The 25,550-nt window shown below is 76.5% G+C and carries 24 protein-coding genes; 18 read left to right on the forward strand and 6 right to left on the reverse strand.

Annotation, left to right across the window (positions count from 1 at the left end):
• Positions 1-108 precede the first annotated feature (108 nt).
• The gene (locus WA616_RS04300) at positions 109-513 is read left to right on the forward strand and encodes a hypothetical protein (RefSeq protein ID WP_336027617.1); all 405 of its coding nucleotides are present in this window, start codon (positions 109-111) and stop codon (positions 511-513) included.
• A 14-nt stretch (positions 514-527) separates the two neighbouring features.
• Positions 528-1,403 (forward strand): cobalamin-binding protein, encoded by an 876-nt coding sequence (locus WA616_RS04305; protein ID WP_336027620.1) that lies wholly within the window; start codon positions 528-530, stop codon positions 1,401-1,403.
• A gap of 35 nt (positions 1,404-1,438) precedes the next feature.
• Here WA616_RS04305 and WA616_RS04310 read toward each other — a convergent pair whose 3' ends face one another.
• Complete coding sequence (locus tag WA616_RS04310; RefSeq protein WP_336027623.1) at positions 1,439-2,149, reverse strand: YcnI family protein; 711 nt, start codon at positions 2,147-2,149, stop codon at positions 1,439-1,441.
• Between the two features lie 152 nt (positions 2,150-2,301).
• On the opposite strand from WA616_RS04310, the gene WA616_RS04315 reads away from it, so the two are divergent.
• Positions 2,302-3,195 (forward strand): alpha/beta fold hydrolase, encoded by an 894-nt coding sequence (locus WA616_RS04315; protein WP_336027625.1) that lies wholly within the window; start codon positions 2,302-2,304, stop codon positions 3,193-3,195.
• 40 nt (positions 3,196-3,235) lie between these two features.
• Here WA616_RS04315 and WA616_RS04320 read toward each other — a convergent pair whose 3' ends face one another.
• The gene (locus WA616_RS04320) at positions 3,236-4,006 is read right to left on the reverse strand and encodes an SDR family NAD(P)-dependent oxidoreductase (RefSeq protein WP_336027627.1); all 771 of its coding nucleotides are present in this window, start codon (positions 4,004-4,006) and stop codon (positions 3,236-3,238) included.
• A 120-nt stretch (positions 4,007-4,126) separates the two neighbouring features.
• Between WA616_RS04320 and WA616_RS04325 the strand changes: the two genes are divergently transcribed.
• The 3 genes from WA616_RS04325 to WA616_RS04335 are packed head-to-tail and all read left to right on the forward strand — an operon-like array spanning position 4,127 to position 6,127.
• Entirely contained in the window at positions 4,127-4,537 is a 411-nt protein-coding gene (locus WA616_RS04325; RefSeq protein WP_336027629.1) for a hypothetical protein, read from the forward strand.
• On the forward strand, positions 4,458-5,570 hold the full coding sequence (locus WA616_RS04330; RefSeq protein WP_336027630.1) for a PHA/PHB synthase family protein: 1,113 nt from the start codon (positions 4,458-4,460) through the stop codon (positions 5,568-5,570). Before WA616_RS04325 ends, WA616_RS04330 begins: the two co-directional genes overlap by 80 nt.
• Before the next feature lie 2 nt (positions 5,571-5,572).
• Positions 5,573-6,127 (forward strand): GNAT family N-acetyltransferase, encoded by a 555-nt coding sequence (locus WA616_RS04335; protein WP_336027631.1) that lies wholly within the window; start codon positions 5,573-5,575, stop codon positions 6,125-6,127.
• Between the two features lie 92 nt (positions 6,128-6,219).
• Here the strand turns inward: WA616_RS04335 and WA616_RS04340 are convergent, their stop codons facing one another.
• The 3 genes from WA616_RS04340 to WA616_RS04350 all read right to left on the reverse strand — a co-directional run bounded on the left by WA616_RS04340 (position 6,220) and on the right by WA616_RS04350 (position 9,556).
• The gene (locus WA616_RS04340; RefSeq protein WP_336027633.1) at positions 6,220-7,857 is read right to left on the reverse strand and encodes an ABC-F family ATP-binding cassette domain-containing protein; all 1,638 of its coding nucleotides are present in this window, start codon (positions 7,855-7,857) and stop codon (positions 6,220-6,222) included.
• An 84-nt stretch (positions 7,858-7,941) separates the two neighbouring features.
• Positions 7,942-9,084, reverse strand: coding sequence for an adenylate/guanylate cyclase domain-containing protein (locus WA616_RS04345; RefSeq protein WP_336027635.1), 1,143 nt, complete (start codon positions 9,082-9,084; stop codon positions 7,942-7,944).
• Positions 9,085-9,097: 13 nt separating this feature from the next.
• Positions 9,098-9,556 carry a universal stress protein gene (locus tag WA616_RS04350; protein ID WP_336027637.1) on the reverse strand — a complete coding sequence of 153 codons (459 nt, stop codon included), beginning with the start codon at positions 9,554-9,556 and terminating at the stop codon, positions 9,098-9,100.
• Positions 9,557-9,760: 204 nt separating this feature from the next.
• Here WA616_RS04350 and WA616_RS04355 point away from each other — a divergent pair, with 204 nt between their 5' ends.
• The 12 genes from WA616_RS04355 to WA616_RS04410 all read left to right on the forward strand — a co-directional run bounded on the left by WA616_RS04355 (position 9,761) and on the right by WA616_RS04410 (position 24,289).
• Entirely contained in the window at positions 9,761-10,741 is a 981-nt protein-coding gene (locus WA616_RS04355) for an ABC transporter ATP-binding protein (RefSeq protein ID WP_336027638.1), read from the forward strand.
• Positions 10,738-11,502 carry an ABC transporter permease gene (locus WA616_RS04360; RefSeq protein ID WP_336027640.1) on the forward strand — a complete coding sequence of 255 codons (765 nt, stop codon included), beginning with the start codon at positions 10,738-10,740 and terminating at the stop codon, positions 11,500-11,502. Before WA616_RS04355 ends, WA616_RS04360 begins: the two co-directional genes overlap by 4 nt.
• A gap of 100 nt (positions 11,503-11,602) precedes the next feature.
• Positions 11,603-12,448, forward strand: coding sequence for an ankyrin repeat domain-containing protein (locus WA616_RS04365; RefSeq protein WP_336027641.1), 846 nt, complete (start codon positions 11,603-11,605; stop codon positions 12,446-12,448).
• A gap of 143 nt (positions 12,449-12,591) precedes the next feature.
• The gene (locus WA616_RS04370) at positions 12,592-16,479 is read left to right on the forward strand and encodes a multifunctional oxoglutarate decarboxylase/oxoglutarate dehydrogenase thiamine pyrophosphate-binding subunit/dihydrolipoyllysine-residue succinyltransferase subunit (RefSeq protein WP_336027642.1); all 3,888 of its coding nucleotides are present in this window, start codon (positions 12,592-12,594) and stop codon (positions 16,477-16,479) included.
• A gap of 29 nt (positions 16,480-16,508) precedes the next feature.
• On the forward strand, positions 16,509-16,694 hold the full coding sequence (locus WA616_RS04375) for a DUF6104 family protein (protein ID WP_073421659.1): 186 nt from the start codon (positions 16,509-16,511) through the stop codon (positions 16,692-16,694).
• 147 nt (positions 16,695-16,841) lie between these two features.
• Positions 16,842-17,555 carry a metal-dependent hydrolase gene (locus tag WA616_RS04380; protein WP_336027645.1) on the forward strand — a complete coding sequence of 238 codons (714 nt, stop codon included), beginning with the start codon at positions 16,842-16,844 and terminating at the stop codon, positions 17,553-17,555.
• Between the two features lie 30 nt (positions 17,556-17,585).
• Positions 17,586-18,851, forward strand: a complete 1,266-nt coding sequence (locus tag WA616_RS04385; RefSeq protein ID WP_336027648.1) for a sensor histidine kinase — start codon at positions 17,586-17,588, stop codon at positions 18,849-18,851.
• Positions 18,848-19,528, forward strand: a complete 681-nt coding sequence (locus WA616_RS04390) for a response regulator transcription factor (protein ID WP_336027650.1) — start codon at positions 18,848-18,850, stop codon at positions 19,526-19,528. The genes WA616_RS04385 and WA616_RS04390 overlap by 4 nt, the downstream gene beginning before the upstream one ends.
• 75 nt (positions 19,529-19,603) lie before the next feature.
• A complete protein-coding gene (locus WA616_RS04395) occupies positions 19,604-20,440 on the forward strand; it encodes an alpha/beta hydrolase (protein ID WP_336027651.1) in 837 nt (278 codons plus the stop codon).
• Positions 20,437-21,489: an acyltransferase family protein gene (locus WA616_RS04400; protein WP_336027653.1), complete on the forward strand. Its 1,053-nt coding sequence runs from the start codon at positions 20,437-20,439 to the stop codon at positions 21,487-21,489. Before WA616_RS04395 ends, WA616_RS04400 begins: the two co-directional genes overlap by 4 nt.
• Positions 21,486-22,826, forward strand: a complete 1,341-nt coding sequence (locus WA616_RS04405) for an MFS transporter (RefSeq protein ID WP_336027656.1) — start codon at positions 21,486-21,488, stop codon at positions 22,824-22,826. The genes WA616_RS04400 and WA616_RS04405 overlap by 4 nt, the downstream gene beginning before the upstream one ends.
• The gene (locus WA616_RS04410) at positions 22,823-24,289 is read left to right on the forward strand and encodes a pyridoxal phosphate-dependent decarboxylase family protein (RefSeq protein ID WP_336027658.1); all 1,467 of its coding nucleotides are present in this window, start codon (positions 22,823-22,825) and stop codon (positions 24,287-24,289) included. Before WA616_RS04405 ends, WA616_RS04410 begins: the two co-directional genes overlap by 4 nt.
• Here the strand turns inward: WA616_RS04410 and WA616_RS04415 are convergent.
• A complete protein-coding gene (locus WA616_RS04415) occupies positions 24,279-25,499 on the reverse strand; it encodes an NAD(P)-dependent malic enzyme (protein WP_336027660.1) in 1,221 nt (406 codons plus the stop codon). The genes WA616_RS04410 and WA616_RS04415 overlap by 11 nt on opposite strands.
• Between the last annotated feature and the right edge of the window lie 51 nt (positions 25,500-25,550).

A 25,550-nucleotide genomic window follows, 5' to 3' on the forward strand; every position in this document is an offset into this window, starting at 1 on the left:
GCGCCCCCCTACCCCCCGGACCTGCGGGTCCATGCACCGTGCCGGTGCGCGGCACCCTGGCGGGCGGTCCTCCTGGCCCTGCGGCCCCCGGTGGTCGATGATCGGGTGATGACGGTCACCGCACTGCCCTCGCGCGGGAGGTGGGTCTGGGACGCGCGCGACCGGACGCGCGCGGTCCGCGTCTCGGCGCACGCCGCCCAGGGGCTGCTCAACCTGAGCATCTGGCGCGACGACGTGTGCGTCGGCACCGTGAAGCTGCGGCCCGACGAGGCCGCCGACCTGGTGTCCGGCCTGTCGGAGGGGCTCGCCCAGCTGGCCGCGGCACCGGCCCGCCCGGTCCCGGTCGACGCGCGGGTGCTCGACCTGGAGGCGCGCCTGGCCGCCGTCGAGTCCGCCGTCGGGGCACCGGGGGCCGCCCGCCGGTACCGCAGCGAGCCGCCAGCGCTGCGGGTGGCCCGCGCGCTGGCCCGCCGGGTGCAGCAGCGCCTCGCGCCCGGCCCCCGGGCCCGCTGACACCGGGCCGACCCGTGCGGGTCGTCTCCCTGCTCCCGTCGGCGACCGAGATCGTCTACGCCCTGGGCCTCGGCGAGCAGCTCGTCGGCGTGACGTTCGAGTGCGACGAGCCGCCGCGGGCCCGCGCCGAGAAGGCCGTCCTCGTCGGCGGGCTGGACACCGCGGGGATGACGCCGGCGGACGTCGACGCCGCCGTCCGCGCCCGCGTCGCCGCCGGGGAGGACCTCTACACGCTGGACGCCGGCGCCCTCGCGGCGCTGGACCCCGACGTCGTCCTCACCCAGGACCTCTGCCGCGTCTGCGCGCTGCCCGCGGGCTCCGTCGACGACGCGCTGGCCCACCTGGGCTGCCGCGCCGACGTGGTGACCCTCGACCCGCACACCCTCGAGGACGTCCTGGCCACCATCACCACCGTCGGCGAGCGCACCGGCACCGCACCGCGGGCCGCGGAGCTGGTGGCGTCGCTGCGCGCCCGGCTGGATGCCGTCGCGCGCCGGGTGGCCGGGCGGCCCCGTCCGCGGGTGGCCGTCGTCGAGTGGGTGGACCCGCCGTTCCCGGCCGGGCACTGGGTCCCCGACCTGGTCACCGCCGCGGGCGGGCAGCCGGTGGCGTGCCGCCCCGGGCAGCGGTCGGCGCCGGTCCCGTGGGCCGAGTTCACCGCCGCCCGCCCCGACGTCGTCGTGGTCGCGCCCTGCGGCTTCGGCCTGGACGGGGCCGCCGGGCAGGCGGCCGACGTCGCGGGCCGGCTGCCCGGCGTGCCGGTGTGGGCGGTCGACGGCAACGCGGTGGTCGTCCGCCCCGGCCCCCGGCTGGTCGACGGCGTCGAGGCCCTCGCCGCGCTCCTGCACGGCGGGGATCCACCACCGCACCTGGCGGTCCGGGTCGCCTGAGCGGCGGCCCCCAGGAGGAGGGCCGCCGCGCCGGTTCAGGCGGGAGGGGTGCGCCGGCGCGTGGTCCAGGCGAGCGCCAGGCCGGCGACGCCGGTGACCGCGCCGACGACACCGAGCACCAGCGCGGTCGTGGCGGTGCCGGAGCCGCCGTCCCCGCTCGCCGAGGCCTCGGCGACGTCGGTGGTCGCGGTGTCCCCACCGTCGGCGGCCGCGGCACCGGACAGCGTCAGCACCGGCGCCGGGTACTCGGGCTCCTCGCCGCCGACCGTGGGCTCGATCCAGGCGGCTTCCGTGCCGTCGCTGTAGGTCTGCACGGCCGGGTAGCTCACCTCGTCGGCGTCCGGGAACGGGCCGCCGGACAGCGCGAACTCCAGGAACTCACCGGGGCCGATGCCCTGGCCCTCCTCGGCGCGGAACTCGACGACGGAGACGTACTCGGTGATCTCCTGGCCGTGGGACTCCAGCGGCTCGGCCAGCTGCGCCCGGGTGGTCGACACCGTCCAGCCGGGCACCGGCATGGCCCGCAGCGAGGCCATCGCGGCCTCCTCCGGGACGGAGATGCGGACGGCCACGGTGCTGGCGGTGTCGCTCTCGTTCGGCACGCGGAAGGTCAGCTTCCCGTAGCCGCCGGCGGCCGCGTCCTGCGACGAGACGGTCACGTGCGCCGAGGCGACCCCGGCGGTCGTCAGGAGCGCGGCCAGGCCGGCCGCCAGGACGACGGCCAGCCGGTGGATGGTGCGGGACACGGTTCTCCTCGGGTCGGTGGTCGGGTGCGGCGGGCCGCACCTCTCCCCCCTCTGGTCGTCGCGCGCGCCGCCGCGGTTCCCGTGTGCCCGGTCACGCCCGGCTCCCCGAGCCCGCCGCCGGTCCCCCGCGCTGCCGCACTAGCGTGCGCGGCATGGAGCACACCGGGGTGCAGACCACCCGCGCCGGCGACGTCGAGATCGCCTACGAGACCTTCGGCTCGGCCGAGGACACACCGCTGCTGCTGGTCATGGGCCTGGCCACCCAGATGGTCGGCTGGCCCGACGGGTTCTGCCGGATGCTCGCCGACCGCGGCCTGTACGTCGTCCGGTTCGACAACCGCGACATCGGCCTGTCCACGCACCTCCACGACGCCGGCGCGCCCGACGTGCTCGCCGTCATGGGCGGCGACCACAGCCGCGTCGCCTACCGGCTGGCCGACATGGCCGACGACACCGCGGGCCTGCTCGACGCGCTCGGCCTCGACAGCGCGCACGTCGTCGGCGCCTCGATGGGCGGGATGATCGCCCAGACGCTGGCCATCCGGTACCCGCAGCGGGTGCGCAGCCTGACCTCGATCATGTCGACGACCGGCGACCCCGCCGTCGGCTCCCCCGCCGAGGCCGCGATGGGCGTGCTGCTCGCCCCGCCGGCCACCGACCGGGAGTCCGCGCTGCAGCGCGCCGTCGACACCTACCGCGTCATCGGGTCGCCGGGCTTCGAGTTCGACGAGGCCGGCCTGCGCGAGCGCGCCGGGCTGTCCTTCGACCGCGCCCACGACCCGGCCGGCGTCGCCCGCCAGCTCGCCGCGATCCTCGCCAGCCCGGACCGCACGGCCGACCTGGCGTCGGTCGCCGTCCCGACCCTGGTCGTGCACGGCGAGCAGGACGCGCTGGTCAACGTGTCCGGCGGCCGCGCGACGGCGGCGGCGATCCCCGGCGCCGAGCTGCTCGTCGTCGACGGGATGGGCCACGACCTGCCGCGCGAGGTGTGGCCGCGGATCGTCGACCGGGTCGCCGCGCTGGTCGACCGGGTCGAGCGGGCCTGACCTCCCGGGGCCCCGCCGCACGGCGGGGCCCCGGCCGGGCTCAGCTGGTGAGCATGCCGCCCTCCACCGGGATCGTCGTCCCGGTGACGTAGCCGCCGGCCTCGCTGACGAGGAAGACGAGGGCGGCCGCGAGCTCCATCGGGTCGCCGGCGCGGCCGGCGAGCACCCGGCCCATCTGCTGGTCGAGGTAGCCCTCGGGGTACTGGTCGGTCATCTCCGAGGCGAAGAAACCCGGCGCCAGCGCGTTGACCCGGATGCCCTTGCGTCCGGTCCACTGCTGCGCGAGGTCGCGGGTCAGGCCGATCAGCCCGGCCTTGCTGGCCGCGTACGCCGCCTGCGGCAGCCCGGCGGTGGTCAGCCCCAGCACGCTGGAGATGTTGACGATCGAGCTGCCCGGCTGCATGACGCGCCCGCACGCCTGCGCCATCCAGTAGCAGCCGTTGAGGTTCACGTCGATGACCGACCGGAAGTCCTCGGGCCTCTCCCGGGTGGCCGGCGCGGCGGTGCCGATGCCGGCGTTGTTGACCAGCACGTCGACACGCCCGAACTCCGCCATCGTCGCGTCGACCAGCGCCTGGCAGTCCTCCACCCGCGCGACGTCGGTGCGCACGGTGATCGCCCGCCGGCCCTCCGCCTCGACCGCCTCCCGCGTCGCGGCCATGCGGTCCTCGCGACGGGCACCCAGCGCCACGTCGGCCCCGGCCTGCGCCAGGGCCCGGGCGAACACCACGCCCAGCCCCGAGGACGCCCCCGTCACGATCGCCACCCTGCCGTCGAGCCGGAACATGTCCAGGACGCTCTTGTCCGCCACCGCGCACTCCCCTCGCCGCCATCCCGTCCCCGGGACCGTATCCGGACTGTGCGGTACATCACCGGCCGGGCGGGTAGGGGGTGCTGCGCGGGCAGCAGGACCCGCGGGGAGGGAGTCGGCATGACGTCGGCACAGCCACCGGGCACGCCGCTGTGGCGGCAGGCGTTCGACGCCGCCGAGAAGGCGGTGACCCCGCACGCGGAGAACCTGGTGCGGACCCCCGGGTTCGCCACCGGCGTCACGCTGCTGCGCCGCGCGCAGACGATGGCGCGCGACACCGCGCGCGGGGTGTCCGCCCGCGCCTGGCACCTGGTCAACCTGCCCGCCGGCAGCGACCTGGCCCGGCTGCGGGCGCAGATCGGCGCGCTGGACCGCGAGGTGCGCCGGCTGACCGTGCAGCTGGAGAACGAACGACGTGCCCGTGCCGCCGACCCCACCCCGGAGGAGCCCGATGCCGACGGTCCCCAGTCCCCAGGCGGTGCTCGACCGCGTGCGCCGCGACGTCGAGCGCAACGCCCTCCGCGCACGTAACGGGATCAAGCTCGCCGCCGGCGTCGACCGGCCCGGCGTCGGGCTCACGCCCAAGGACGTCGTCTGGCAGCGCGGCCGCACCCAGCTGTGGCACTACCGCAGCGAGAAGGTGCGGTACTCACCGCCGCTGCTCATCGTGTTCAGCCTGATCAGCCGCAGCTACATCCTCGACCTGACGCCGGGGAACTCCTTCGTCGAGCAGCTGCTCGACGCCGGCTTCGACGTCTACATGGTCGACTGGGGCGAGCCCGACGAGCGCGACGCCGAGAACCGCCTCGAGGACTACGTCGACGACTACGTCCCCGCGGCCGTCGACCGGGTGCGGGAGATCTCCGGCGCCGACGAGGTCAACCTGTTCGGCTACTGCTTCGGCGGCGACCTCTCGCTCCTCTACGCCGCGCACCACCCCGACGCCCCGGTGCGCAGCCTGAGCGTCCTCGCCACCCCCGTCGACTTCACGGAGATGGGGCCGATGGCCGACATCTTCCGCGGTGGCGGGATGGAGGTCGACGACGTCGTCGACGAGAACGGCAACGTCCCGCCGCGCATCGTCGTCCAGGGCTTCCGCACCCTCACCCCCACCGCCGAGGTCACCCGCTACGTGACGCTGTGGGAGCGGCTCTGGAACGACGAGTACGTGGCGGCCTACCAGGCGATGACCGGCTGGTCCGACGACCACATCCCGTTCCCCGGCGCTGCCGCGCGGGAGACCGTGCAGATGCTCGTGCGCGACAACGGCATGGTCACCGACCGGCTGACCGTCGGCGGGGACCGCGTGCACCTGTCCGACATCCGGCTGCCGTTCCTCACCGTGCGCGCCGACCGCGACCACATCGTCCCGCCGGCGGCCACGGCGCCCCTGATCGACCTGGTCGGGTCGGAGGACAAGCACGAGCTGCGGCTGCCCGCGGGGCACATGGGGCTGGTGGTCGGCCGGACGGCGGCCAAGACCACCGTGCCGGAGATCATCGGGTTCCTGCGCCAGCGCAGCGACGAGCACACGCCCGGCCGCGCCGCCGGGCAGGAGGGGTGAGCGTGGACGTCGTCGAGCTCGGCGAGGCGCACTGCGACGCGCTGCTGCGGTTCTTCCGGTCGCTGCCGGAGGAGGACCTCACCTTCATCGAGGAGGAGGTCACCGACCCCGACGTCGTCCGGTCCTGGGCGTCCGGCGGCGGGAGCGCCCGGCGGTTCGTCACCGTCGACGGCGACGACCCGGGGGGCGACGTCGCCGGCTACGTCGCGATCCGGCGGCTGACGGGCTGGTCCTCCCACGTCGGCGAGGTCCGGCTCGTGGTCTCCCCCACCCGCCGCGGCTCGGGCCTCGGCCGGGCGCTGGCCCGGCACGCCCTGGTGACGGCGGTCGGCGACGGGCTGACCAAGCTCGTCGTCGAGGTGGTCGCCGAGCAGGGCAGCGCGCTGGCGCTGTTCACCGGCCTGGGCTTCACCGGGGAGGCGCTGCTGCGCGACCACGTCCGCGACCGGGAGGGGCAGCTGCGCGACCTCATGGTGCTGGCCCACCACGTCGACGAGACGTGGTCGGGCATGGCCACCGTCGGCCTCGACGAGGCGCTCGGCCACGATCTGAGCTGACTCCCGCTCCCGTTTCCCGGCCTCCCTGCAGGGTCCCGCTCGCGAGCTCGCGAGCGGTGGGGGGCAGGGAGGTCCTTCGACTGAGCTGAGGTTCAGGACTCCGTGACCCGGCCGTCCTCGACGGCGAACCGGCGGGTGGTGGCCACCGCGTCGAGCATCCGGCGGTCGTGGGTGACCAGCAGCAGCGTGCCCGGGTAGGCGGCGAGGGCGGACTCCAGCTGCTCGATGGCCGGCAGGTCGAGGTGGTTGGTCGGCTCGTCGAGCACGAGCACGTTCACCCCGCGGGCCTGCAGGAGGGCCAGCGCCGCGCGGGTGCGCTCCCCCGGCGAGAGCGTCGCGGCCGGGCGCAGCACGTGCTCGGCGGTCAGGCCGAACTTGGCCAGCAGCGTGCGCACCTCGGCGGTGGGCCAGTCGGGCACCTCCGCGCCGAAGGCGTCCAGCAGCAGCCGGTCGCCGGTGAACAGCCCGCGCGCCTGGTCGACCTCACCCAGCCGCACCGCCGGGCCCAGCGAGGCGCTGCCGGAGTCCAGCGGCACCCGGCCCAGCAGCGCGCCGAGCAGCGTCGTCTTGCCCGAGCCGTTGGGGCCGGTGATGGCCACCCGGTCGCCCCAGTCGACCTGCAGGCTCACCGGCCCGAGGGCGAACCCGCCGCGGCGGACGACGGCGGCGCGCAGCGTGGCGACGACGGCGCCGGCGCGCGGGGCCGCGGCGATCGTCATCCGCAGCTCCCACTCCTTGCGGGGCTCCTCGACCACCTCCAGCCGCTCGATCCGCCGCTCGGTCTGCTTGACCTTGGCGCCCTGCTTCTCCGCCGTCGACCGGTTGTGCGCGGTGATGTGCTTGTCCGGGTCCTTCTTCTTCTTGACCGCGTCGCGCACGCCCTTGGCCAGCCAGTTGCGCTGCATGCGGGCGCGGGCCTCGAGGTCGGCCCGGGTCTCCGCGTACTCCTCGTACTCCTCGCGCGCGTGCCGCCGGGCCACCTCCCGCTCGACGAGGTAGGCCTCGTACCCGCCGTCGACCACCCGGACCAGCTGCTGGGCGAGGTCGAGCTCGACGACGCGGGTGACGGTGCGGGCGAGGAACTCCCGGTCGTGGCTGACCACGACGATGCCGGCGCGGTTGCCGGTGACGAACCGCTCGAGCTGGTCGAGCCCGGTGAGGTCGAGGTCGTTGGTCGGCTCGTCGAGCAGCAGCAGGTCGTAGCGGGACAGCAGCAGCGAGGCCAGCCCCACGCGGGCGGCCTGCCCCCCGGACAGCGCGGGCATCGGCGCGTCCGGCGCGACGCCGGGGGCCACCTCGGCGAGCACCGCGTCGAGCCGGTCGTCGAGGTCGGCGCCGCCCAGCGCCAGCCACCGCTCCAGCGCCTCGCCGTAGGCGTCGTCGGCACCGGGGCGCCCCTCGGCGAGGTCGGCGGTGGCGGTGTCGAGGGCGGCCTGCGCGGCGGCCACGCCGGTGCGCCGGGCGACGGCCGCGGCGACGGTCTCGCCCTCGCGGCGGTCGCGCTCCTGCGGCAGGTGCCCGACGGTCGCCGCCGGCGGGCTGAGCGACACCGAGCCGCCGCCGGCGGGCAGCTCGCCGGCCAGGGTGCGCAGCAGCGTGGACTTGCCGGCGCCGTTGACGCCGACCAGGCCGACGACGTCGCCGGGCGCCACGACGAGGTCGAGGCCGGAGAACAGGACGCGGGCGCCGTGGCCGGCGGAGAGGGCGCGCGCGACGAGGGTGGCGCTCATGGGGTGCTCCCGGGAGGACGGTCGGAGGAGGGACGACGTCGGGTCCGCGGGTCACAGCACGCCACCACGGTAGCGCGGGGGCGCTCAGCCGTCGTGCGGGTTCCCGGCGCCGTCCTCCCGGGCGTCGTCCTCGGCGTCGTTCTCGGCGTCGTCCACCGTGTCGTCCCCGGCGTCGTCCTCGGCGTCCTCGCCGGCGAGGACGTCGTCGGCCATCTCGTCGAGCATCGACTCCAGTGCGTTGTCCTCCTCCCCCGGCGGCCGGCGGCGCACCAGCCAGGGCTGCAGGTGGTCGTAGCCGCGCACCGACACCCGCCGGAGCGGGCGCACCCGGTACTGCCGCAGGCCGCGCAGGTGCCCGGCCAGCACGCGGTCGGCGAGCAGCGTGCCGGGCCGGGCCAGCGAGGTGAGCCGGCTGGCCAGGTTGACCACCGGCGAGTAGACGTCGCCGAGCCGCGTGAGCACGCGCCCGTACGCGACGCCCACCCGCAGCGGCGGGCGGTCCTCGGCGTCCCAGGCACCGGGCAGGGTCAGGCCGATCTCGACGGCGTCGACGGCGTCGACGGCGGTGTAGAGGACCCCGTCGCCGACGGTCTTGACCACCCGGCCCCGGTGCCGGGCGATGACCTCCGTCGCGGTGGCCTCGAACGCCTCCACCATCGCGCCGAGCTCGCGCCCGCCCATGCCGCGGGAGCGCGAGGTGTAGCCGACGAGGTCGGCGAACCCGACGGCGAGCTCGCGGCGGTCGCCGGGCGCCCCGGCCGACATCAGCCGGTCGACGTTGGCCGCCAGGTGCCGGCGCCACACGTAGTCCTGCGTGCGGGCCAGCAGCGGCAGCAGCGTCTCGGCCGCGGCGACGACGTCGACCGGCCCCTCCGCGTCCCGCCCCTGGCGCAGCAGCGCGGCGGCGAGCAGGTCGGTCTGCCAGTCGGCCAACCGCGACAGCGCCTGCCCGGTGGCCCGGGCGATCGACGCCTCGGTCCCGGGCTCGACGAAGCCGGAGTCGATGAGCGCCGAGACGGTCGCCAGCGCGCCGACGTCGGCGAGGGTGAAGGCCGGGTCGTCGTCGGCGACGTCGGGGAAGCCGAGCGCGCGCCACAGCCGCTGGGTCCGCTCCGGCGGCATGCCGGCCGCCGCCGCGACCTCCAGGCGCGTCAGCCGGCGCGGCCCGCCCAGCAGCAGGCGCTCCAGCGACTCCCGGACGTCGGGATCGGGGCCGGCGGGGTCCACGTCCGGCTCCGGGTCAGCCCGTCGTGTGGACGACGAGGACGTCGCAGGCCGAGCGCCGGGTGGCGTCGGCGGGGACCGAGCCCAGCAGCCGCCCCCTGATGCCGGCGAGCCCCCGGTTGCCGACGACGAGCAGGTCGGCGTCCTCGCGGCGGACCACGTCGAGCAGCGCCTCCACCGGCGAGCCGACGACGGCGACCGTGCGCACCTCCCCCGCGCCCGCGGCCAGCGCCGCCTCCCCCGCCCGGCGGACGGTGTCCTCGGCGGGGTGCGAGCCGACCACCTGGTAGGCCTCGTCGCGCAGCACGTCCCGGGCCCGCGCGAGCTCCCGGTCGTCCTCCTCCGTCGGCAGGTACGCGCAGGCCACCACGAGAGCGGCACCGCACGCGCCGGCCAGGGCGCCCGCGCGCGCGACGGCGCGCAGGGAGGAGTCCGAGCCGTCGGTGCCGACGACGACCGTCCGGTACGCGCTCACGGCCGCACTGTAGTGACCGGCCGGGCCGGCTGTGCCCGCGGTCACGGCCGCGCACCCGATCGGGGCCGCGGGGAAACGGCTGGTGGACGGCGGGTGGCCGGCCGGGGCGGGCCGCCGCGCCCCGCGGCCGGAGGGGTCGGAACCGTCGGCCGGGTGCGCTTGGATGACTGCCGTACGGGGAGCACGCACAGACGAGGAGGACCGATGCCCACCGGCACCACCGCCGGACCACGGCCGGTGCGGATCGAGGTCGCCGGCCTGACCAAGACGTTCGGCTCGGTCCGGGCGGTGTCCGACCTCGGGTTCACCGTCGAGCCCGGCGCCGTCACCGGCTTCCTCGGCCCCAACGGCGCGGGCAAGACGACGACGCTGCGGATGGTCCTCGGCCTGGTCACCCCCGACAGCGGCCGCGCCACCTTCGACGGCGTCCCCTACGCGGCGCTGCCCGACCCGGTGCGCACCGTCGGCGCGGTGCTCGAGACCGCCTTCCACCCGGCCCGCTCCGGCCGCGACCACCTGCGCGTCTACTGCCGCGCCGCGGGCCTGCCCGTCGCCCGCGCCGACGAGGCGCTCGAGCGGGTGGGCCTCACCGCCGCCGGGCGGCGCCGCGCCGGCGGCTACTCCCTCGGCATGCGGCAGCGGCTCGCGCTGGCCACCGCGCTGCTCGGCGACCCGCCGGTGCTGGTCCTCGACGAGCCGGCCAACGGCCTGGACCCCGAGGGCATCCTCTGGCTGCGCGGCTTCCTCCGGCACCTGGCCCACGACGAGGGCCGCACCGTGCTGGTGTCCAGCCACCTGCTCGCCGAGATGGAGCAGACCGCCGACCGGGTGGTCATCGTCGGCGCCGGCCGGCTGGTGCGGCAGGGCTCGATCGCCGAGCTGCGCTCGGGCACGCAGGGTGCGGGCACCGTGCTCGTCCGCAGCCCCGAGGCCGACCGGCTCGCCGCCGTCCTCACCTCCGGCGGGCTGTCCGCCGCCCGCGGCGACGACGGGCTGGTCACCGTCGAGGGCGCGAGCCCCGCCGACGTCGGGGCCCGGGCGTTCGCCGCGCAGGTGGAGCTGCACGAGCTGCGCGCCGAGAGCACCGGCCTCGAGGAGCTCTACTTCCGGCTCACCGCGGGCCAGGAGCAGTTCGCCGCCACGCCCGACCGGACCGCGACCACCACCGAGGAGGCGGCGCGATGACCGCGCTCGTCCGCGCCGAGTGGACCAAGTTGTTCACCACCCGCGTCTGGATCGGCCTGGCGCTCGGGGCGTGCCTGATGGCCGGGGGGTTCGCCGCGCTGTTCACCGGCCTGGCCGGCGTCGAGCAGAACGGCCAGCCGGGCCTGCCGCCGGTCGGGACGCCGCAGTACGAGGAGGTCGTCTTCTCCGTCGCGGCCAACGCCAGCGTCTTCCTGCTCATCCTCGGGATCATCGGGATGACGCAGGAGTACCGGCACCGCACGGCGACGCCGACCTTCCTCACCACCCCGCGCCGCGGCCGGGTCGTCGTCGCCAAGCTGCTGGCCTACGCGGCGGCCGCGGTGCCGGTCGCGCTGGTCGTGCTCGTCGTCGACGTCGTCGTCGTGCTGCTCTACGCCGGCGCCCGGGGCGCGGCGCCGTCGCTGGACGCCGAGAACCTGCGCACGCTCGGCGCGGCGGGCCTGGTGCTGGTCGTGTTCGCGGTCATCGGCGTCGGGGTCGGGGCGCTGCTGCGCAACCAGGTCGGGGCGATCGTCGGATCGCTGGTCTACCTCTACGTCGTCGAGCCGATCATCTCCTCGATCGGCGCGGTCCAGGGCGCCTACAAGTGGCTGCCCGGTGGCGCGGTGCAGGCCGTCACCTCCGACTTCCAGGCCCCCGACCTGCTCGAACCGTGGCAGGGCGGCCTGCTGCTGCTCGGCTACGGTCTGGTGGCGGCGCTGCTGGGCACCCTGCTCGCCGTCCGCCGCGACGTCAGCTGAGCACCGGCCACCCGCACCGACGTCCCGAGCACCGGCGCCGCCCCGGCCACGGGCACGGCGCCGCTCCCGCACACCACTCCCGAGGACGGGGAACCCCTGCATGACCACGCGCATGACGGTGCAGCGACTCATCCGGCTGGTGGAGGCCGGCGACCTCGGGGCGGTCCGCGCGGCCGTGGCCGAGGCGCCCCGGCTGCTGGCCGGCACGGTGGAGCGCGCCGGGGAGAGCGGCTGGACGCCGCTGCACGTCGCCGTCGCCTGCGGGCAGGCCGTCGCCGTCCGCGACCTGGCCGCGGCCGGCGCCGACCTCGGGGCGCGCACCGAGTCCGGCCGCACGCCGCTGCACGTCGCCGTCCTGGAGGCGCCGGACCTCGTGCCGCTGCTCGGTGAGCTCGGCGCGCCGGTCGACGCCCCGGCCGCGGCCTACCTCGACGACACCGCGCGGCTGTCGGCCCTGCTCGACGGCGGCGCCGCGCTCACCGACCCGGTCACGGGCCTGGACCTGCTGACCGTGGCCGCCGCCGGCGGCGCGGCCGGGGCGCTCCGGCTGCTGCTCGAGCGCGGGGCCGACCCCGACGGCGGTGCGCTCGCCGCGGCGGCCGCCGCCCGCCGGCCGGACCTGGTGCGCGCGCTGCTCGACGCCGGGGCCCGCGCCGACCGCCGCGACCCCGACACCGGGCGCACCGCGCTGCACGACGCGGTGTCGGCCGGGACGCCGGCGGGCGCGCCGGCCGGGCCGGGGACCGGGCCGGAGAGCGACGCGCCCGAGGTCGTGCGGCTCCTGCTGGCCGCCGGGGCCGACGTCGACGCCACCACCAGCGACGGCGCCAGCGCCCTCGACATCAGCCGGGTCGCCGCGGCCCGCCACCGGCGCGACGACGCAGGTCGGGCCGGTGCCCGCGACGCCCTGGTGGACCTGCTGGTGGCCGCCGGCGCGAGCAGCTGAGGGAGGTCGCGCGGGCCCTGCCGCGGGCCCTGCCGCGGGCCCGGCACACCGGCTCCGCACTGCAGGTCGGCCGGGAGGGACGGGCGTAGAGTCAGTCCCCGGTCCAGAGACGCCCACCGACGACGAAGAAGGCACTCGACCCCGTGTCACGCGACAACGCATCCCGGCCGTCCACCACCGGCGCCTCCTCGGCCGTGGCGGGCTTCGGCACCAACGAGTGGCTGGTCGAGGAGATGTACCAGCAGTTCCTCGCCGACCCGTCCAGCGTGGACCAGGCGTGGCACGAGTTCTTCGCCGACTACCGGCCGGGCAGCCCGGTCGCCGCCAGCGACGACCGTGAGCAGGCCCCGGCGCCCGCGCAGGCCGCCGCCCCGGCACGACCGCAGGCCTCCTCCCAGGCCGCTGCCCCGGCCTCCCCCCGGGCCGCCGCGCCCGCGAACGGCGCCGCGCGCCCGGCCGCCGCCGACGCCGCCGCCTCGGCTCCCACCGCGGCCGCGCCCGCCGCCCCGGCCACCCCCGCCCCGGCCCGGTCCACCCCGGTGCCCGAGCGCACCGAGGCCACCGTCGTCGACCGCGCGGCCGACCGCGCCGACCAGCGGACCGCCGCCGCCCCCGCGCCGAAGCCGGCGGCCGCGGCCAAGCCGGCTTCGCCGGCCCAGCCGGCGGGCGAGGGCCCGAAGCGCACGCCGCTGCGCGGTGCGGCGGCCAGCGTCGTCAAGAACATGAACGCCTCGCTCACCGTGCCCACGGCGACGAGCGTGCGGGCGGTGCCGGCCAAGCTCCTGGCCGACAACCGCATCGTCATCAACAACCACCTCAAGCGCTCCCGCGGCGGCAAGGTCTCCTTCACCCACCTGATCGGCTACGCGCTGGTCCGGGCGCTGGACGACTTCCCGAACATGAACGCCGCGTTCGCCGAGGTCGACGGCAAGCCGACCCTGGTGCAGCCCGAGCACGTGAACTTCGGCCTGGCCATCGACCTGCCCAAGGCCGATGGCTCGCGCTCCCTCGTCGTCGCCTCGATCAAGGGCGCCGAGGAGATGGACTTCGCCGCGTTCTGGGGCGCCTACGAGGACGTCATCCGCCGCGCGCGGGCGAACAAGCTGACGCTGGAGGACTTCTCCGGCACCACGATCAGCCTGACCAACCCGGGCACCATCGGCACCGTCCACTCGGTGCCGCGACTGACCGCCGGCCAGGGCGCGATCATCGGCGTCGGCGCCATGGAGTACCCGGCCGAGTTCCAGGGGATGAGCCCCGAGGCGCTCACCGACCTCGGCATCTCCAAGATCATCACGTTGACGTCGACCTACGACCACCGGATCATCCAGGGCGCCGAGTCCGGCGACTTCCTGCGCCGGCTGCACCAGCTGCTCCTCGGCGAGGACGGCTTCTACGACGACGTCTTCCGGTCGCTGCGCATCCCCTACGAGCCGGTGCGCTGGATGCCCGACGTGCGGGTCAGCCGCGAGGGGCAGATCGACAAGGAAGCCCGCGTCATCGAGGTCATCGAGTCCTACCGGCGCAACGGCCACCTCATGGCCGACACGGACCCGCTCGAGTTCAAGGTCCGCAGCCACCCCGACCTCGACATCCTCCAGCACGGCCTCACCCTCTGGGACCTCGACCGCCCCTTCCCCGTCGGCGGGTTCGCCGGCGAGAAGGTCATGCCGCTGCGCGACATCCTCGGCGTCCTGCGCAACTCCTACTGCCGCACCGTCGGCGTGGAGTACATGCACATCACCGATCCCGAGGAGCGCGAGTGGCTCCAGGAGCGGATCGAGGTCAAGCACGAGCAGCCCGACCGGGAGAAGCAGAAGCACATCCTCGGCCGGCTCAACGCCGCGGAGGCGTTCGAGACCTTCCTGCAGACCAAGTACGTCGGCCAGAAGCGCTTCAGCCTCGAGGGCGGCGAGTCGGTCATCCCGATCCTCGACGAGGTGCTCATCGCCGGCACCGACCACGGCCTCGACGAGGTGGCGATCGGCATGGCGCACCGCGGCCGGCTCAACGTGCTGGCCAACGTGCTCGGCAAGAGCTACTCGAAGATCTTCGGCGAGTTCGAGGGCAACATCGACCCCGGCACCGTCCAGGGCTCCGGCGACGTCAAGTACCACCTCGGCGCCGAGGGCACCTTCGCCAACCCGTTCCAGCCGGGCGCGGAGATCGCCGTCTCGCTGGCCAGCAACCCCTCGCACCTGGAGACGGTCAACCCCGTCCTCGAGGGCATCGTCCGCGCCAAGCAGGACATGATCGACAAGGGCGAGCAGGGCTTCACCGTCCTGCCGGTCCTGCTGCACGGCGACTCCGCGTTCGCCGGCCAGGGCGTCGTCGCCGAGACGCTGAACCTCTCGCAGCTGCGCGGCTACCGCACCGGCGGCACCGTGCACGTCGTCATCAACAACCAGGTCGGCTTCACCACCAGCCCGGCCGCGGCCCGCTCGAGCCTCTACTCGACCGACGTCGCGCGGATGGTCAACGCGCCGGTCTTCCACGTGAACGGCGACGACCCCGAGGCGTGCGTGCGGGTGGCGCGGCTGGCCGTGGAGTACCGGCAGGCGTTCCGCAAGGACGTCGTCGTCGACCTGGTCTGCTACCGCCGGCGCGGGCACAACGAGGGCGACGACCCCTCGATGACCCAGCCGCTGATGTACGACATCATCGACCGCAAGCGCTCGGTCCGGAAGCTCTACACCGAGGCGCTGATCGGCCGCGGCGACATCACGCTGGGCGAGGCCGAGGAGGCCCTGAAGGACTACCGCGACCAGCTGGAGCGGGCCTTCGCCGAGACGCACGACGCCACGGAGACCCCGAAGCCGCAGCCGGTCATGGACCAGCCGGCCCAGCAGGTCAGCACGGTCGCCACCGCCATCACCCCCGAGGTGATGAAGGCGATCGGCGACGCGCACGTCTCGCTGCCGCAGAGCTTCACCGTGCACCCGAAGCTGCAGCGGCTGCTGGAGCGGCGGGCGGCGATGGTCAGCGAGGGCGGCATCGACTGGGCCATGGGCGAGCTGCTCGCCTTCGGGTCGCTGCTCATGCAGGGCGTCCCGGTGCGGCTGGCCGGCCAGGACTCCCGCCGCGGCACGTTCGTGCAGCGCCACTCGGTGCTCATCGACCGGGAGACCGCCGGCGAGTACACGCCGCTGGCGAACCTGTCCGAGGAGCAGGCGAAGTTCTTCGTCTACGACTCCCTGCTCTCCGAGTACGCCGCGCTCGGCTTCGAGTACGGCTACTCGGTGGCCAACCCGAAGGCGCTGGTCCTCTGGGAGGCGCAGTTCGGTGACTTCGTCGACGGCGCGCAGATGGTCATCGACGAGTTCATCTCCTCCGGCGAGGCCAAGTGGGGCCAGCGCTCGGGCGTGACGATGCTCCTGCCGCACGGCCTCGAGGGCCAGGGCCCCGACCACTCCAGCGGCCGCATCGAGCGGTTCCTGCAGCTGTGCGCCGAGAACAACATGACGGTCGCCAACTGCTCGACGCCGGGCAACTACTTCCACCTGCTCCGCCGCCAGGCGCTCTCCGACGTGCACCGGCCGCTGGTCGTGTTCACGCCGAAGTCGCTGCTGCGGGCCAAGGCGGCGGTCAGCCCGGTCGCGGACTTCACCGAGGAGTCCTTCCGGCCGGTGCTCGGCGACCCGGGCGTGGGCGGCGAGCCGCTCGACGACGCCGCGGTGCGCCGGGTGCTGCTGTGCAGCGGCAAGGTCGCCTACGACCTGGTCGCCCAGCGCGAGGCCGAGGGCCGCGCCGACACCGCGATCCTGCGGGTCGAGCAGCTCTACCCGCTGCCGGCCGAGCAGATCGCCGAGGCGGTCGGCCGGTACCCGAACGCGCCGGACCTCGTCTGGGTGCAGGAGGAGCCGGCGAACATGGGCGGCTGGTCGTTCATGGCGCTCGAGCTGCCCGAGCACCTCGGCGGCCGCACGCTGCGCCGGGTCAGCCGCCGGGCGTCGGCCAGCCCCGCCGTGGGCTCGGCCAAGGTGCACGAGAGCGAGCAGAAGGCGCTGGTCGCCGAGGCCTTCGCGAGCTGACGTGTACTCCACGAGAGGACGTCCCGGCCGTGTACTTCACTGACCGGGGCCTGGAGGAGCTGGCCGACCGGCGGGGCGGGGAGCAGGTGACCCTCGCCTGGCTGGCCGACCAGCTGCAGGCGTTCGTCGACCAGAACCCCGACTTCGAGGTGCCGATCGAGCGGCTCGCCACGTGGCTGGCGCGCGGCGGCACCGACGACGTCGACGACGACTGAGCGCCGGACGCACGATCAGGTGAGTTGATCGTGCTGCGTCCTGGCTCACCTCCCACGGTGAGCCAGGACGCACGCCGGTGATCCCGGCTGATCGTCGCTACGGAGCGCCTCCGCCGGCGGCGCCCCACCAGGCGGGACGCTGCGCACGTGCTCGGTCACTCCCACGCGCTCTCCGGCCTGGCCGCCGGCGCGGCGACGCTCCCCTGGGCCCCGGTCGACGGCACCGTCGCGCAGGTCGCATGGGTGGCCGCCGCCGGCGGGTTCGCCATGCTCCCCGACCTCGACCACTCCGGCTCGACCGTCTCGGACATGTGGGGCCCGCTGACCGACGTGCCCTCCGGCGCGATCGGCCGGCTGTCCGGCGGGCACCGCTGGGGCACCCACGACGCGCTGCTGGCGCCGATCGCGTTCGGCGCGGTCGCGCTGGCCGCGGCCGACCTGTACTGGTCGAGCCTCGTGGTCATGGCGCTGGCGATCGGGCTGGCGCTGCGGGCGCTGCACTTCGTCATCCCCGGCCGGGCGGAGAACACCGTCGTCGGCAACCTCGCACTGTCCTTCGGCGGCGCGTGGGTGCTGCTGGCCCACTCGCCGCAGCCGACCTGGCTGCCGTGGGCGGTGGCGCTCGGCGTGCTCACCCACGTCGCCGGCGACCTGATCACCAAGCAGGGCGTGCCGCTGCCGGTGCTGTGGCTGCTCAAGCGCAAGCGGGTGGCCCTGACCCCGATGCGGACGGGCACGACGCTGGAGAAGGCGGTGCTGGCGCCGGCGTTCCTGCTGGTCGCGGTCTGGTTCCTCTACAGCAACACCGCCGCCCGCGACGTCGTCGACCCCTACCTGCAGGGGTTGCTCAGCCTGGGCTGAGCAACCGGGCAGCGCTAGGTTGCGCTCGCCATGACCGTCCTCCACACCGCAGCGCGCTGGTCGCTGCCGCTGCTGCGCCCCGTGCCCGGCGCGGTCGCCGCCGCGCTGTGGACCGCCGTCGACAACGGCCGCCCGCCGTGGCGGCCCCGCAAGCGGCGCTGGGACCGCCTGCTGCTGCTCGTCGTCGCGCTCGCCGGCTACGTCACGTGGCTGACGGCGTCGGGGGCGGGCGCCTCGAGCAGGCTCTCCAGCGGCCTGTTCCTGCTCACCGCGGCGCCGCTGCTGGCCGGGTTCGTGCTCGCGGTGCGCCGCCCGCTCGACGGCTGGCGGCTGTCGCTGCTCGGCCTCGTGCTCGTCGGCTACGCGCTGCCCCCTCCCCCGGCGCCCGCGCCCGTCCTCGAGGGCTGGCAGTGGACGCTGTGGTGCCCGGTGCTGCTCGCCGTCGCCTGGGCCTGCGCCCGGCGGGTGGCGCTCGGCGTCGCGGTGGTCTCGCTGGTGCTCGTGGTCGTGCTCGGCGCGACGACACCGTGGCCGGTCGACCTGCTGCTCACCCTGCCCGTGGCGTTCCTCGGCGTGCTGGCCCCGCTGGTGGTCGGAGCGAGCCTGGGCGCCCGGTGGGACGCCCGGCGCGCGCTGGAGGCCGAGCAGGCCCGGACGGCGGAGGCGCAGGCCGCCCGCGGCGCGCTGGCCGAGCGGGCCCGGATCGCGCGGGAGATGCACGACGTCGTCGCCCACCACCTGTCGCTCATCGCGGTGCGCTGCGAGACCGCGCCCTACCGCCTGGCCCCGCTGGACGCGCGGGCCGGCGCGGAGCTCGCCGAGGTGGCCGGCACCGCCCGCACCGCGCTCACCGAGCTGCAGCGGCTGCTCGGTGTGCTGCGCGCCGAGGACCAGGACGCCGAGCGAGCGCCGCAGCCGGGCACCGCCGACCTCGACGCGCTGTTCGCCGGCGTCCGCGCGGCGGGCACCGACCTGCGGGTGGAGGTCGCGGACCTCGACCTGCCCGCGGGCCTGGGCCTGAGCGTCTTCCGCATCGCGCAGCAGGCGCTGTCCAACGCCGCCCAGCACGCCCCGGGGGCGCCGGTGCGGGTGACGGTGCGGCAGGACGGCGGCGCCGTGCGGGTCGAGGTGGTCAACGGCCGCGGCGCCGCGCCGGGCACCCCCGGCGCCGGCAACGGCCTGACCGGCATGCGGGAGCGGGCCGAGCTCCATGGCGGGCACCTCGACGCCGGCCCCACCGCCGACGGCGGCTTCCGGGTGCTCGCCGAGCTGCCGCTGGAGGTCGCGCGCCGGTGATCCGGGTGATGCTGGTCGACGACCAGGAGATGGTCCGCGAGGGCTTCGCCGCGCTGCTCGGCGCCCAGCCCGACGTCGACGTCGTGGGCACCGCCGGTGACGGCGCGGCCGCGCTGGCCACCCACGCGGGCCTGGCCGCGGCCGGGCGGGCGCCCGACGTCGTGCTCATGGACGTGCGGATGCCGGTGCTCGACGGGCTGGAGGCCACCCGCGCGCTGCTGTCGGGCGACCCGCCGCACCCGCGGGTGCTGGTGCTCACCACCTTCGACCTCGACGACTACGTCTACGACGCGCTGCGCGCCGGGGCCAGCGGCTTCCTGCTCAAGCACGCGCCGGCCGCCGAGCTGCTGCACGCGGTGCGGGTGGTCGCGGCCGGGGACGCGCTGCTCGCGCCCGCGGTCACCCGCCGGCTCATCGCCGACTTCGTGGCCGCCCGCCCGGCCGCCGCGCCCGCCCCCCGCCCGCAGGTGCTGGCCGCGCTGACCGAGCGCGAGGCGGAGGTGCTCGCCCTGGTGGCGCGCGGGCTGTCCAACACCGAGATCGCCGCGCACCTGGTGCTCGCCGAGCAGACGGTGAAGACCCACGTGAGCCGCGTGTTCACCAAGCTGGGGCTGCGCGACCGCGCGCAGGCGGTGGTACTGGCGTACGAGACGGGGCTGGTCTCCCCCGGCTCCTGAGTACCCCGGTAGCACCCGCAGGTGGGCTCCCCGGTGTGACGATCCGGGAGCGCGATCTGCCTAGCGTCGGGCAGCGTGAGAAACCGGTGGACCGCCTCGTTCCTGCTGCTCAGCGTCCTGTGGACGGCGTCCGCGCAGCCGTCGGAGGCCGCCGTCCCGCCGCCCGTGCGGCTCGACGCCGCATGCGCCGCCGACCTCGCCGCGCGGCTCGGGCCGGTGGGCGTCCTCGGCTGCGACCCGGCCGGCCGGGGCCTCGCCGTCGTCGTCCTCGGCGACCTCGCGACGGCCCGGTCGGTGGCGGTGCTGGTGCCCGGGTCCGACACCGACCTCGCCCGGCTGCACGACCCCGCCTCCCCGCAGCGGCGCCCGTTCGGCTGGGCCCGCGCGCTCGCCGACGCCGGCGGCCCGGGCCTCGCCGTCGTCCTCTGGGTGGGCTACGTGACGCCGGACGGGCTGGGCGTGGACGCCGCGAGCGGGCGCCTCGCCCGCGCCGGGGCCACCGCGCTGGTGCGGTTCGTCGACGACCTGCGGGCCGGCCCGTCGGCGGCGGCGCACGTGACGGTGGTCGGGCACAGCTACGGCGCCGTCGTCGCGGCGCTGGCCGCGCCGGACCTCGCCGCGGAGGACGTGGTGCTCGTGGGCAGCCCCGGGGCGCGCGCCGGGTCGGTGGCGGACCTGGACACCCGCGCCCGGGTGTGGGCCGGGCGGGCGGACGCCGACTGGATCGGCCGGGTGCCGGGCGTGCGGATCGGCGACCTCGGGCACGGCCGAGACCCGGCCGGCCCCGGCTTCGGCGCCCGTCCGCTGCCGGTCGACGGCGTGCGCGGGCACGACGGCTACCTCGCACCCGGGACGGCGTCGCTGGACGCGATCGCCCGGATCGCCACCGCGCCCGCGGGCGGTGCGGCGTGACCCGCGACCGCGGCCCGGATCTGCTGCGCGCCCTGGCGCTCGCCGGCGTCGTCCTCGGGCACTGGCTGGTCACCGCGCCGGGGGCGCCCGGGGCGGTGGACGGGCGGGTGGTCACCGGCAGCCCGCTCGCGGAGATGCCCGCGCTGGCGCCGGTCAGCTGGCTGCTGCAGACGCTCGCCCTGTTCTTCCTCGTCGCGGGCTGGGCGGCGGCCCGCGGGACCGGGGCGCGGCGGTGGTCGCGGACGCTGCGCCGGGCCGCCGGGCCGGTGGTCGTCCTCGTGGCCGCGGTGGCGGCCCTCGCGACAGCGCTGGCCGTGGCCGGGGCGTCGCAGGGCGTCGTGCGGACCGTCGTCACGCTGTCGCTGCGGCCGCTGTGGTTCCTCGGCGTGTACCTCGTGCTGTCGCTGGCGACGCCGCTGGTGGTGCGGCTGGACGCCCGCCTCGGCGCCGCGGCCGCCGTCCTCCCGCTCGGGCTCGCGCTGGCCGCGCCGCTGGTGCCGGGGACCGCCGGGACGGTCGTCACCCCGCTGGCCGCGTGGTGGGTGCCGTGGCAGCTGGGCGTGGCGGCCGCCCGGCGCGAGCCCGGCCGGGGCACCTGCGCGGCGCTGCTGGCCGGCGGGGTGCTCGCCGTCGTCCTGCTGGTGACCGCCGGCGGGCTGCAGGCGACGGCGGTCGGCGTCCCGGGGGCCGGGGCCTCCAACCTGGACCCGCCGTCGGCGGCCGCGCTCGCCCTGGGGCTGGCGCAGGCCGGCGCGGCCGGGCTGCTGCTGCCGTTGCTGCGCCGGGCCCGCGGGCCGCTGGCCGACGCCGCGGTCGCCGCCGGGCGGTCGGCGCTGCCGGTGTTCCTGCTGCACCAGCCGCTGTTCGTGCTCCTGTGGCTCGGCACGCTGCCCGCCGCGCCACTGCCCGGCCTGCACGACCTGCCGGACGACCCCGCCTGGCTGGTCGCCCGCGCCGGCTGGGTGCTGGTCCTGGCCGGGCTGCTGACCGCGGCGGTGCGGGCGGTCGGGGCGCGCCCGGCCGCCGGCCGCTACGGTGCCCCGCTGTGACCGCCGTCGCACCGCGCCTGTCCCGGGGTACGCACCTGGGCTACGCCGTGGGCTCCATCGGCACCGCCGCGTTCGGCACCGTGCCCGGCCTGCTCCTCCTGTACTACCTGACCGACGAGCTCGGCGTGGCCGCCGGGCTGGCCGGCCTGGTCGTGTTCGCCCCCAAGGCGTGGGACGTGCTGCTCAACCCGTGGATCGGCAGCCGCTCGGACCGCACGACCGGCCGCTGGGGGCCGCGCCGGCCGTGGATGCTCGCCGGCGGGCTGGCCCTGCCGCCGCTGTTCGTGCTCGTCTTCGCCGGTCCCGGCGAGCCACCGGCGCTGGCCGCGGCCTGGGCGGCGGTCGCCTTCCTGCTCGCCGCCACCGCCTACGGCTGCTTCCAGGTGCCCTACGTCGCGCAGCCCGCCGAGATCACCGACGACCCGGGCGAGCGCGCCACGCTCATGTCGTGGCGGGTGGCCGCCCTCGCGCTCGGCATCCTGCTCGCGGGCGCCGGCGCCCCGGCGGTGGTCGACGCGTTCGGCGGCGGGCGCGGCGGCCACCTGGCGATGGCCGTGTTCGTCGCGCTGCTGCTGGCCGGCGGGATGCTCGGCGCGGTCGCCGGCACCCGCCACGCGCCCACCCTTACCCGCGTCACGAGCGAGGGCCGGCTCGGCGCCACGCTGGTGCTGGCCTGGCGGTCCCGGCCGTTCCGGGTGCTGCTCACCGGCTTCGTCGTCCAGGCGCTCGGCATCGGCGTGATGCTCGCCGGCGTCCCGTACTTCTCCGAGCAGGTGCTCGGCGACGCCGCCGCGGGGTCGCTGCTGTTCGCCGCGCTGGTCGGCCCGGCGATCGTCGTCATGCCGCTGTGGCTGCGGGTGAGCCGCCGGCTGGGCAAGCGCACCGGGCTGCTGGCGTCCTCGGCGCTGTTCACCGCGGGCGCGGCGGCCCTCGCGCTGGTCGGCCCGGGCGGCACCGGGGCCGCGCTGGCCCTCGTCGTCCTGGTCGGCGTCGGCTACGCCGGCATGCAGATGTTCCCGCTGGCGATGCTGCCCGACGTCGTGGCCGCCGACGAGGCCGCCTCCGGACAGCGGCGCGCGGGCGTGTTCACCGGCGTCTGGACGGCGGCCGAGACGCTCGGCCTCGCCGTCGGGCCCGGCCTGCTCGGGCTGCTGCTCGCGGCGGCCGGCTACGTCTCCTCCGCCGGCGGCGACGCCGTGCAGTCCGACGGCGCGGTGCTCGCCGTGCGGTTGGGTTTCTCCGTCCTCCCGGCGCTGTTCGTGCTGGCCAGCCTGCCGGTGCTGGCCCGCTACCGGCTCGACCCCGTCCCCACCCGGCCCCAGGAGGTCCCCGCGTGACGCCGCAGGAGGTGCTGGCCGAGCTCACCGCGCTGCAGGCCGGCGACGTGCCCACCCACGGGGGCTCGACGATGGCCTACGTCTACGACTCGGGACGGGTCGGCGTCGACCACCTCGCCGCCGCCGCGCAGGCCGCGTTCCAGTGGACCAACGCGCTGGACCCGACCGCCTTCCCGAGCGTCGCCCGCATCGAGGACGACCTGGTGGGCGCGGCGGCCGACCTCCTGGGTGGCGGCCCGGCGACGGTCGGCACGGTCACCAGCGGCGGCACCGAGAGCTGCCTGCTGGCGGTGCTGGCCGCCCGCGAGCGGTGGCGGGCGCGGGGAGGCGACCGGCGGAGCGGCAGCGGGCGGCCCCGGCTCGTCCTGCCGGTCACCGCGCACGCCGCGTTCCGCAAGGCCGCGCACCTGTTCGACCTCGAGGTCGCCGACGTCGCCGTCGACCCGGACACCTGCCGGGCGCTGCCGTCGGCGGTGGCCGAGGCGCTCGACGACCGGGCCGCACTGGTCGTGGTCAGCGCGCCGTCCTACCCGCACGGCGTGCTCGACCCGGTCGGCGAGGTGGCCGCGCTGGCCGCCGCCGCGGGCGTCCCCTGCCACGTCGACGCCTGCATCGGCGGGTGGGTGCTGCCCTTCCTCGACGACGTCCCCGAGCCGTTCGACCTGTCCGTGCCCGGCGTGACCTCGCTGTCGGTGGACCTGCACAAGTACGGCTACGCGCCCAAGGGCGTCTCGGTGCTGCTCACGGCCGAGCCCGAGCTGCGGCAGGGGCACTGGTTCAGCACCGCCGGCTGGCCCGGGTACCCGGTGGTCAACCCGACGCTGGCCGGCACCCGCCCGGCCGGCCCGATGGCCGCCGCCTGGGCGGTGCACCGCTGGCTGGGCCGCGACGGCTACGCGGAGCTCGCCCGGGCCACCCGGGCGGCCACGGTGGCGCTGGCCGGGGGCGCGGCGGCGATCCCGGGCCTGCGGGTGGTCGGGACGCCGGTGGCCACGCTGGTCGCGCTGGCGCAGGACGGCCCGGACGGCGTCGACGTGCTCACCCTCGCCGACGAGGCCACCGCCCGGGGCTGGCTGCTGCAGCCCCAGCCGCCGTTCGCCCAGCCCGGCGGCGCCGATCTGCCCGCCACCCTGCACCTCACCGTCACCGGCGCCACCGCGGGCCGGGTGGACGCCCTGCTCGCCGACCTCGCCGACGCCGCCCGGGCCGCCGCCGCGCTGCCCCGCCCGATCGCCGACCCGGACCTGGTGGCGGCCGCCGCGACGATCGACCCGTCCGCGCTCACCGTGGCCGAGGTCGACGCGCTGCTGGAGCTGGCCGGCGTCGGCGGCGGGCGGCTGCCCGAGCGGATGGCGCCGGTGCACGCCCTGGTCGCGGCGCTCCCCCGCCCGGTGGCGGAGCGGCTGCTGGCCGGCGTCCTCGACCTGGTCTACCGGCCCCGCCGGGCGGCGTTCAGCGGGTGATGCCCTGCGCCCGGGCGGTGGCGGCCACGGCCTCGGCGACCGCGGTGGCCACCCGCCGGTCCAGCGGGCTCGGCACGACGTACCCGGGCGCGAGGTCGTCGCCGACGACGCCGGCGATGGCCTCCGCGGCGGCCAGTTTCATCTCCTCGGTGATCGCCGTGGCGCCCGCGTCGATGGCGCCGCGGAACACCCCGGGGAAGGCGAGCACGTTGTTGATCTGGTTCGGCAGGTCGCTGCGCCCGGTGGCGACGACGGCGGCGTACCGCGCGGCCATCTCCGGGTCGACCTCCGGCGTCGGGTTGGCCAGGGAGAACACGATGCAGCCCGGCGCCATCGAGGCGATCGCGGCCTCGGGCACCGAGCCGCCGGACAGGCCCAGGTAGACGTCGGCACCCTTGAGCGCGCCGGTCATCGTGCCGGCGTAGCCCGCGCGGTTGGTGTTCTCCGCGACCCACCGCTTGACCGGGGTGAGGTCCTCGCGGCCGGGATGCAGCACGCCGCGGGAGTCGGCGACGCAGATGTCCCCGACCCCGGCGCCGAGCAGGATCCGCGTGCAGGCGATGCCCGCCGCGCCGGCGCCCGCCACCACCACCCGCAGGTCGGCCAGGGTGCGGCCGGTGACCCGGGCGGCGTTGCGCAGCGCGGCGAGCACGACGATCGCCGTCCCGTGCTGGTCGTCGTGCATGACCGGGACGTCGAGCCGCTCGCGCAGCCGGTCCTCGATCTCGAAGCAACGCGGGGCGCTGATGTCCTCGAGGTTGATGCCCCCGAACGACGGCGCGATGGCGGCGACGGTCTCCACGATCCGGTCGACGTCGGTCGTCGACAGCACGACCGGCACCGCCGACAGCCCGGCGAACTCGCTGAACAGGCAGGCCTTGCCCTCCATCACCGGCAGCGCCGCCGCCGGCCCGATGTCGCCGAGGCCCAGGACGGCCGTGCCGTCGGAGACCACCGCGACGACGCGGGAGGCCCAGGTGAAGCGGCGGGCCAGCTCCGGCTCGGCGGCGATGGCGCTGGAGACGCGGGCGACGCCGGGGGTGTAGGTGAGCGCGAGGTCCTCGCGGGACTCGATCCCGCGGGTGGGGCGCACCACGAGCTTCCCGCCCTCGTGCACCCCGAAGGCCGGGTCGGAGGCGAAGCGGTCCTCCGCCGGGGCCTGCGGCGTGCGGTCGGCAGCGGTCGCGGGCGAGCCCGTCTCTGCGCTCATGGACCCCGGAGGGTAGTGCGGCGCCGGGGGTCCCTCTGCCGCCGACCCCGG

Source organism: Geodermatophilus sp. FMUSA9-8 (assembly GCF_037034165.1).
GTDB lineage: Bacteria > Actinomycetota > Actinomycetes > Mycobacteriales > Geodermatophilaceae > Geodermatophilus > Geodermatophilus nigrescens.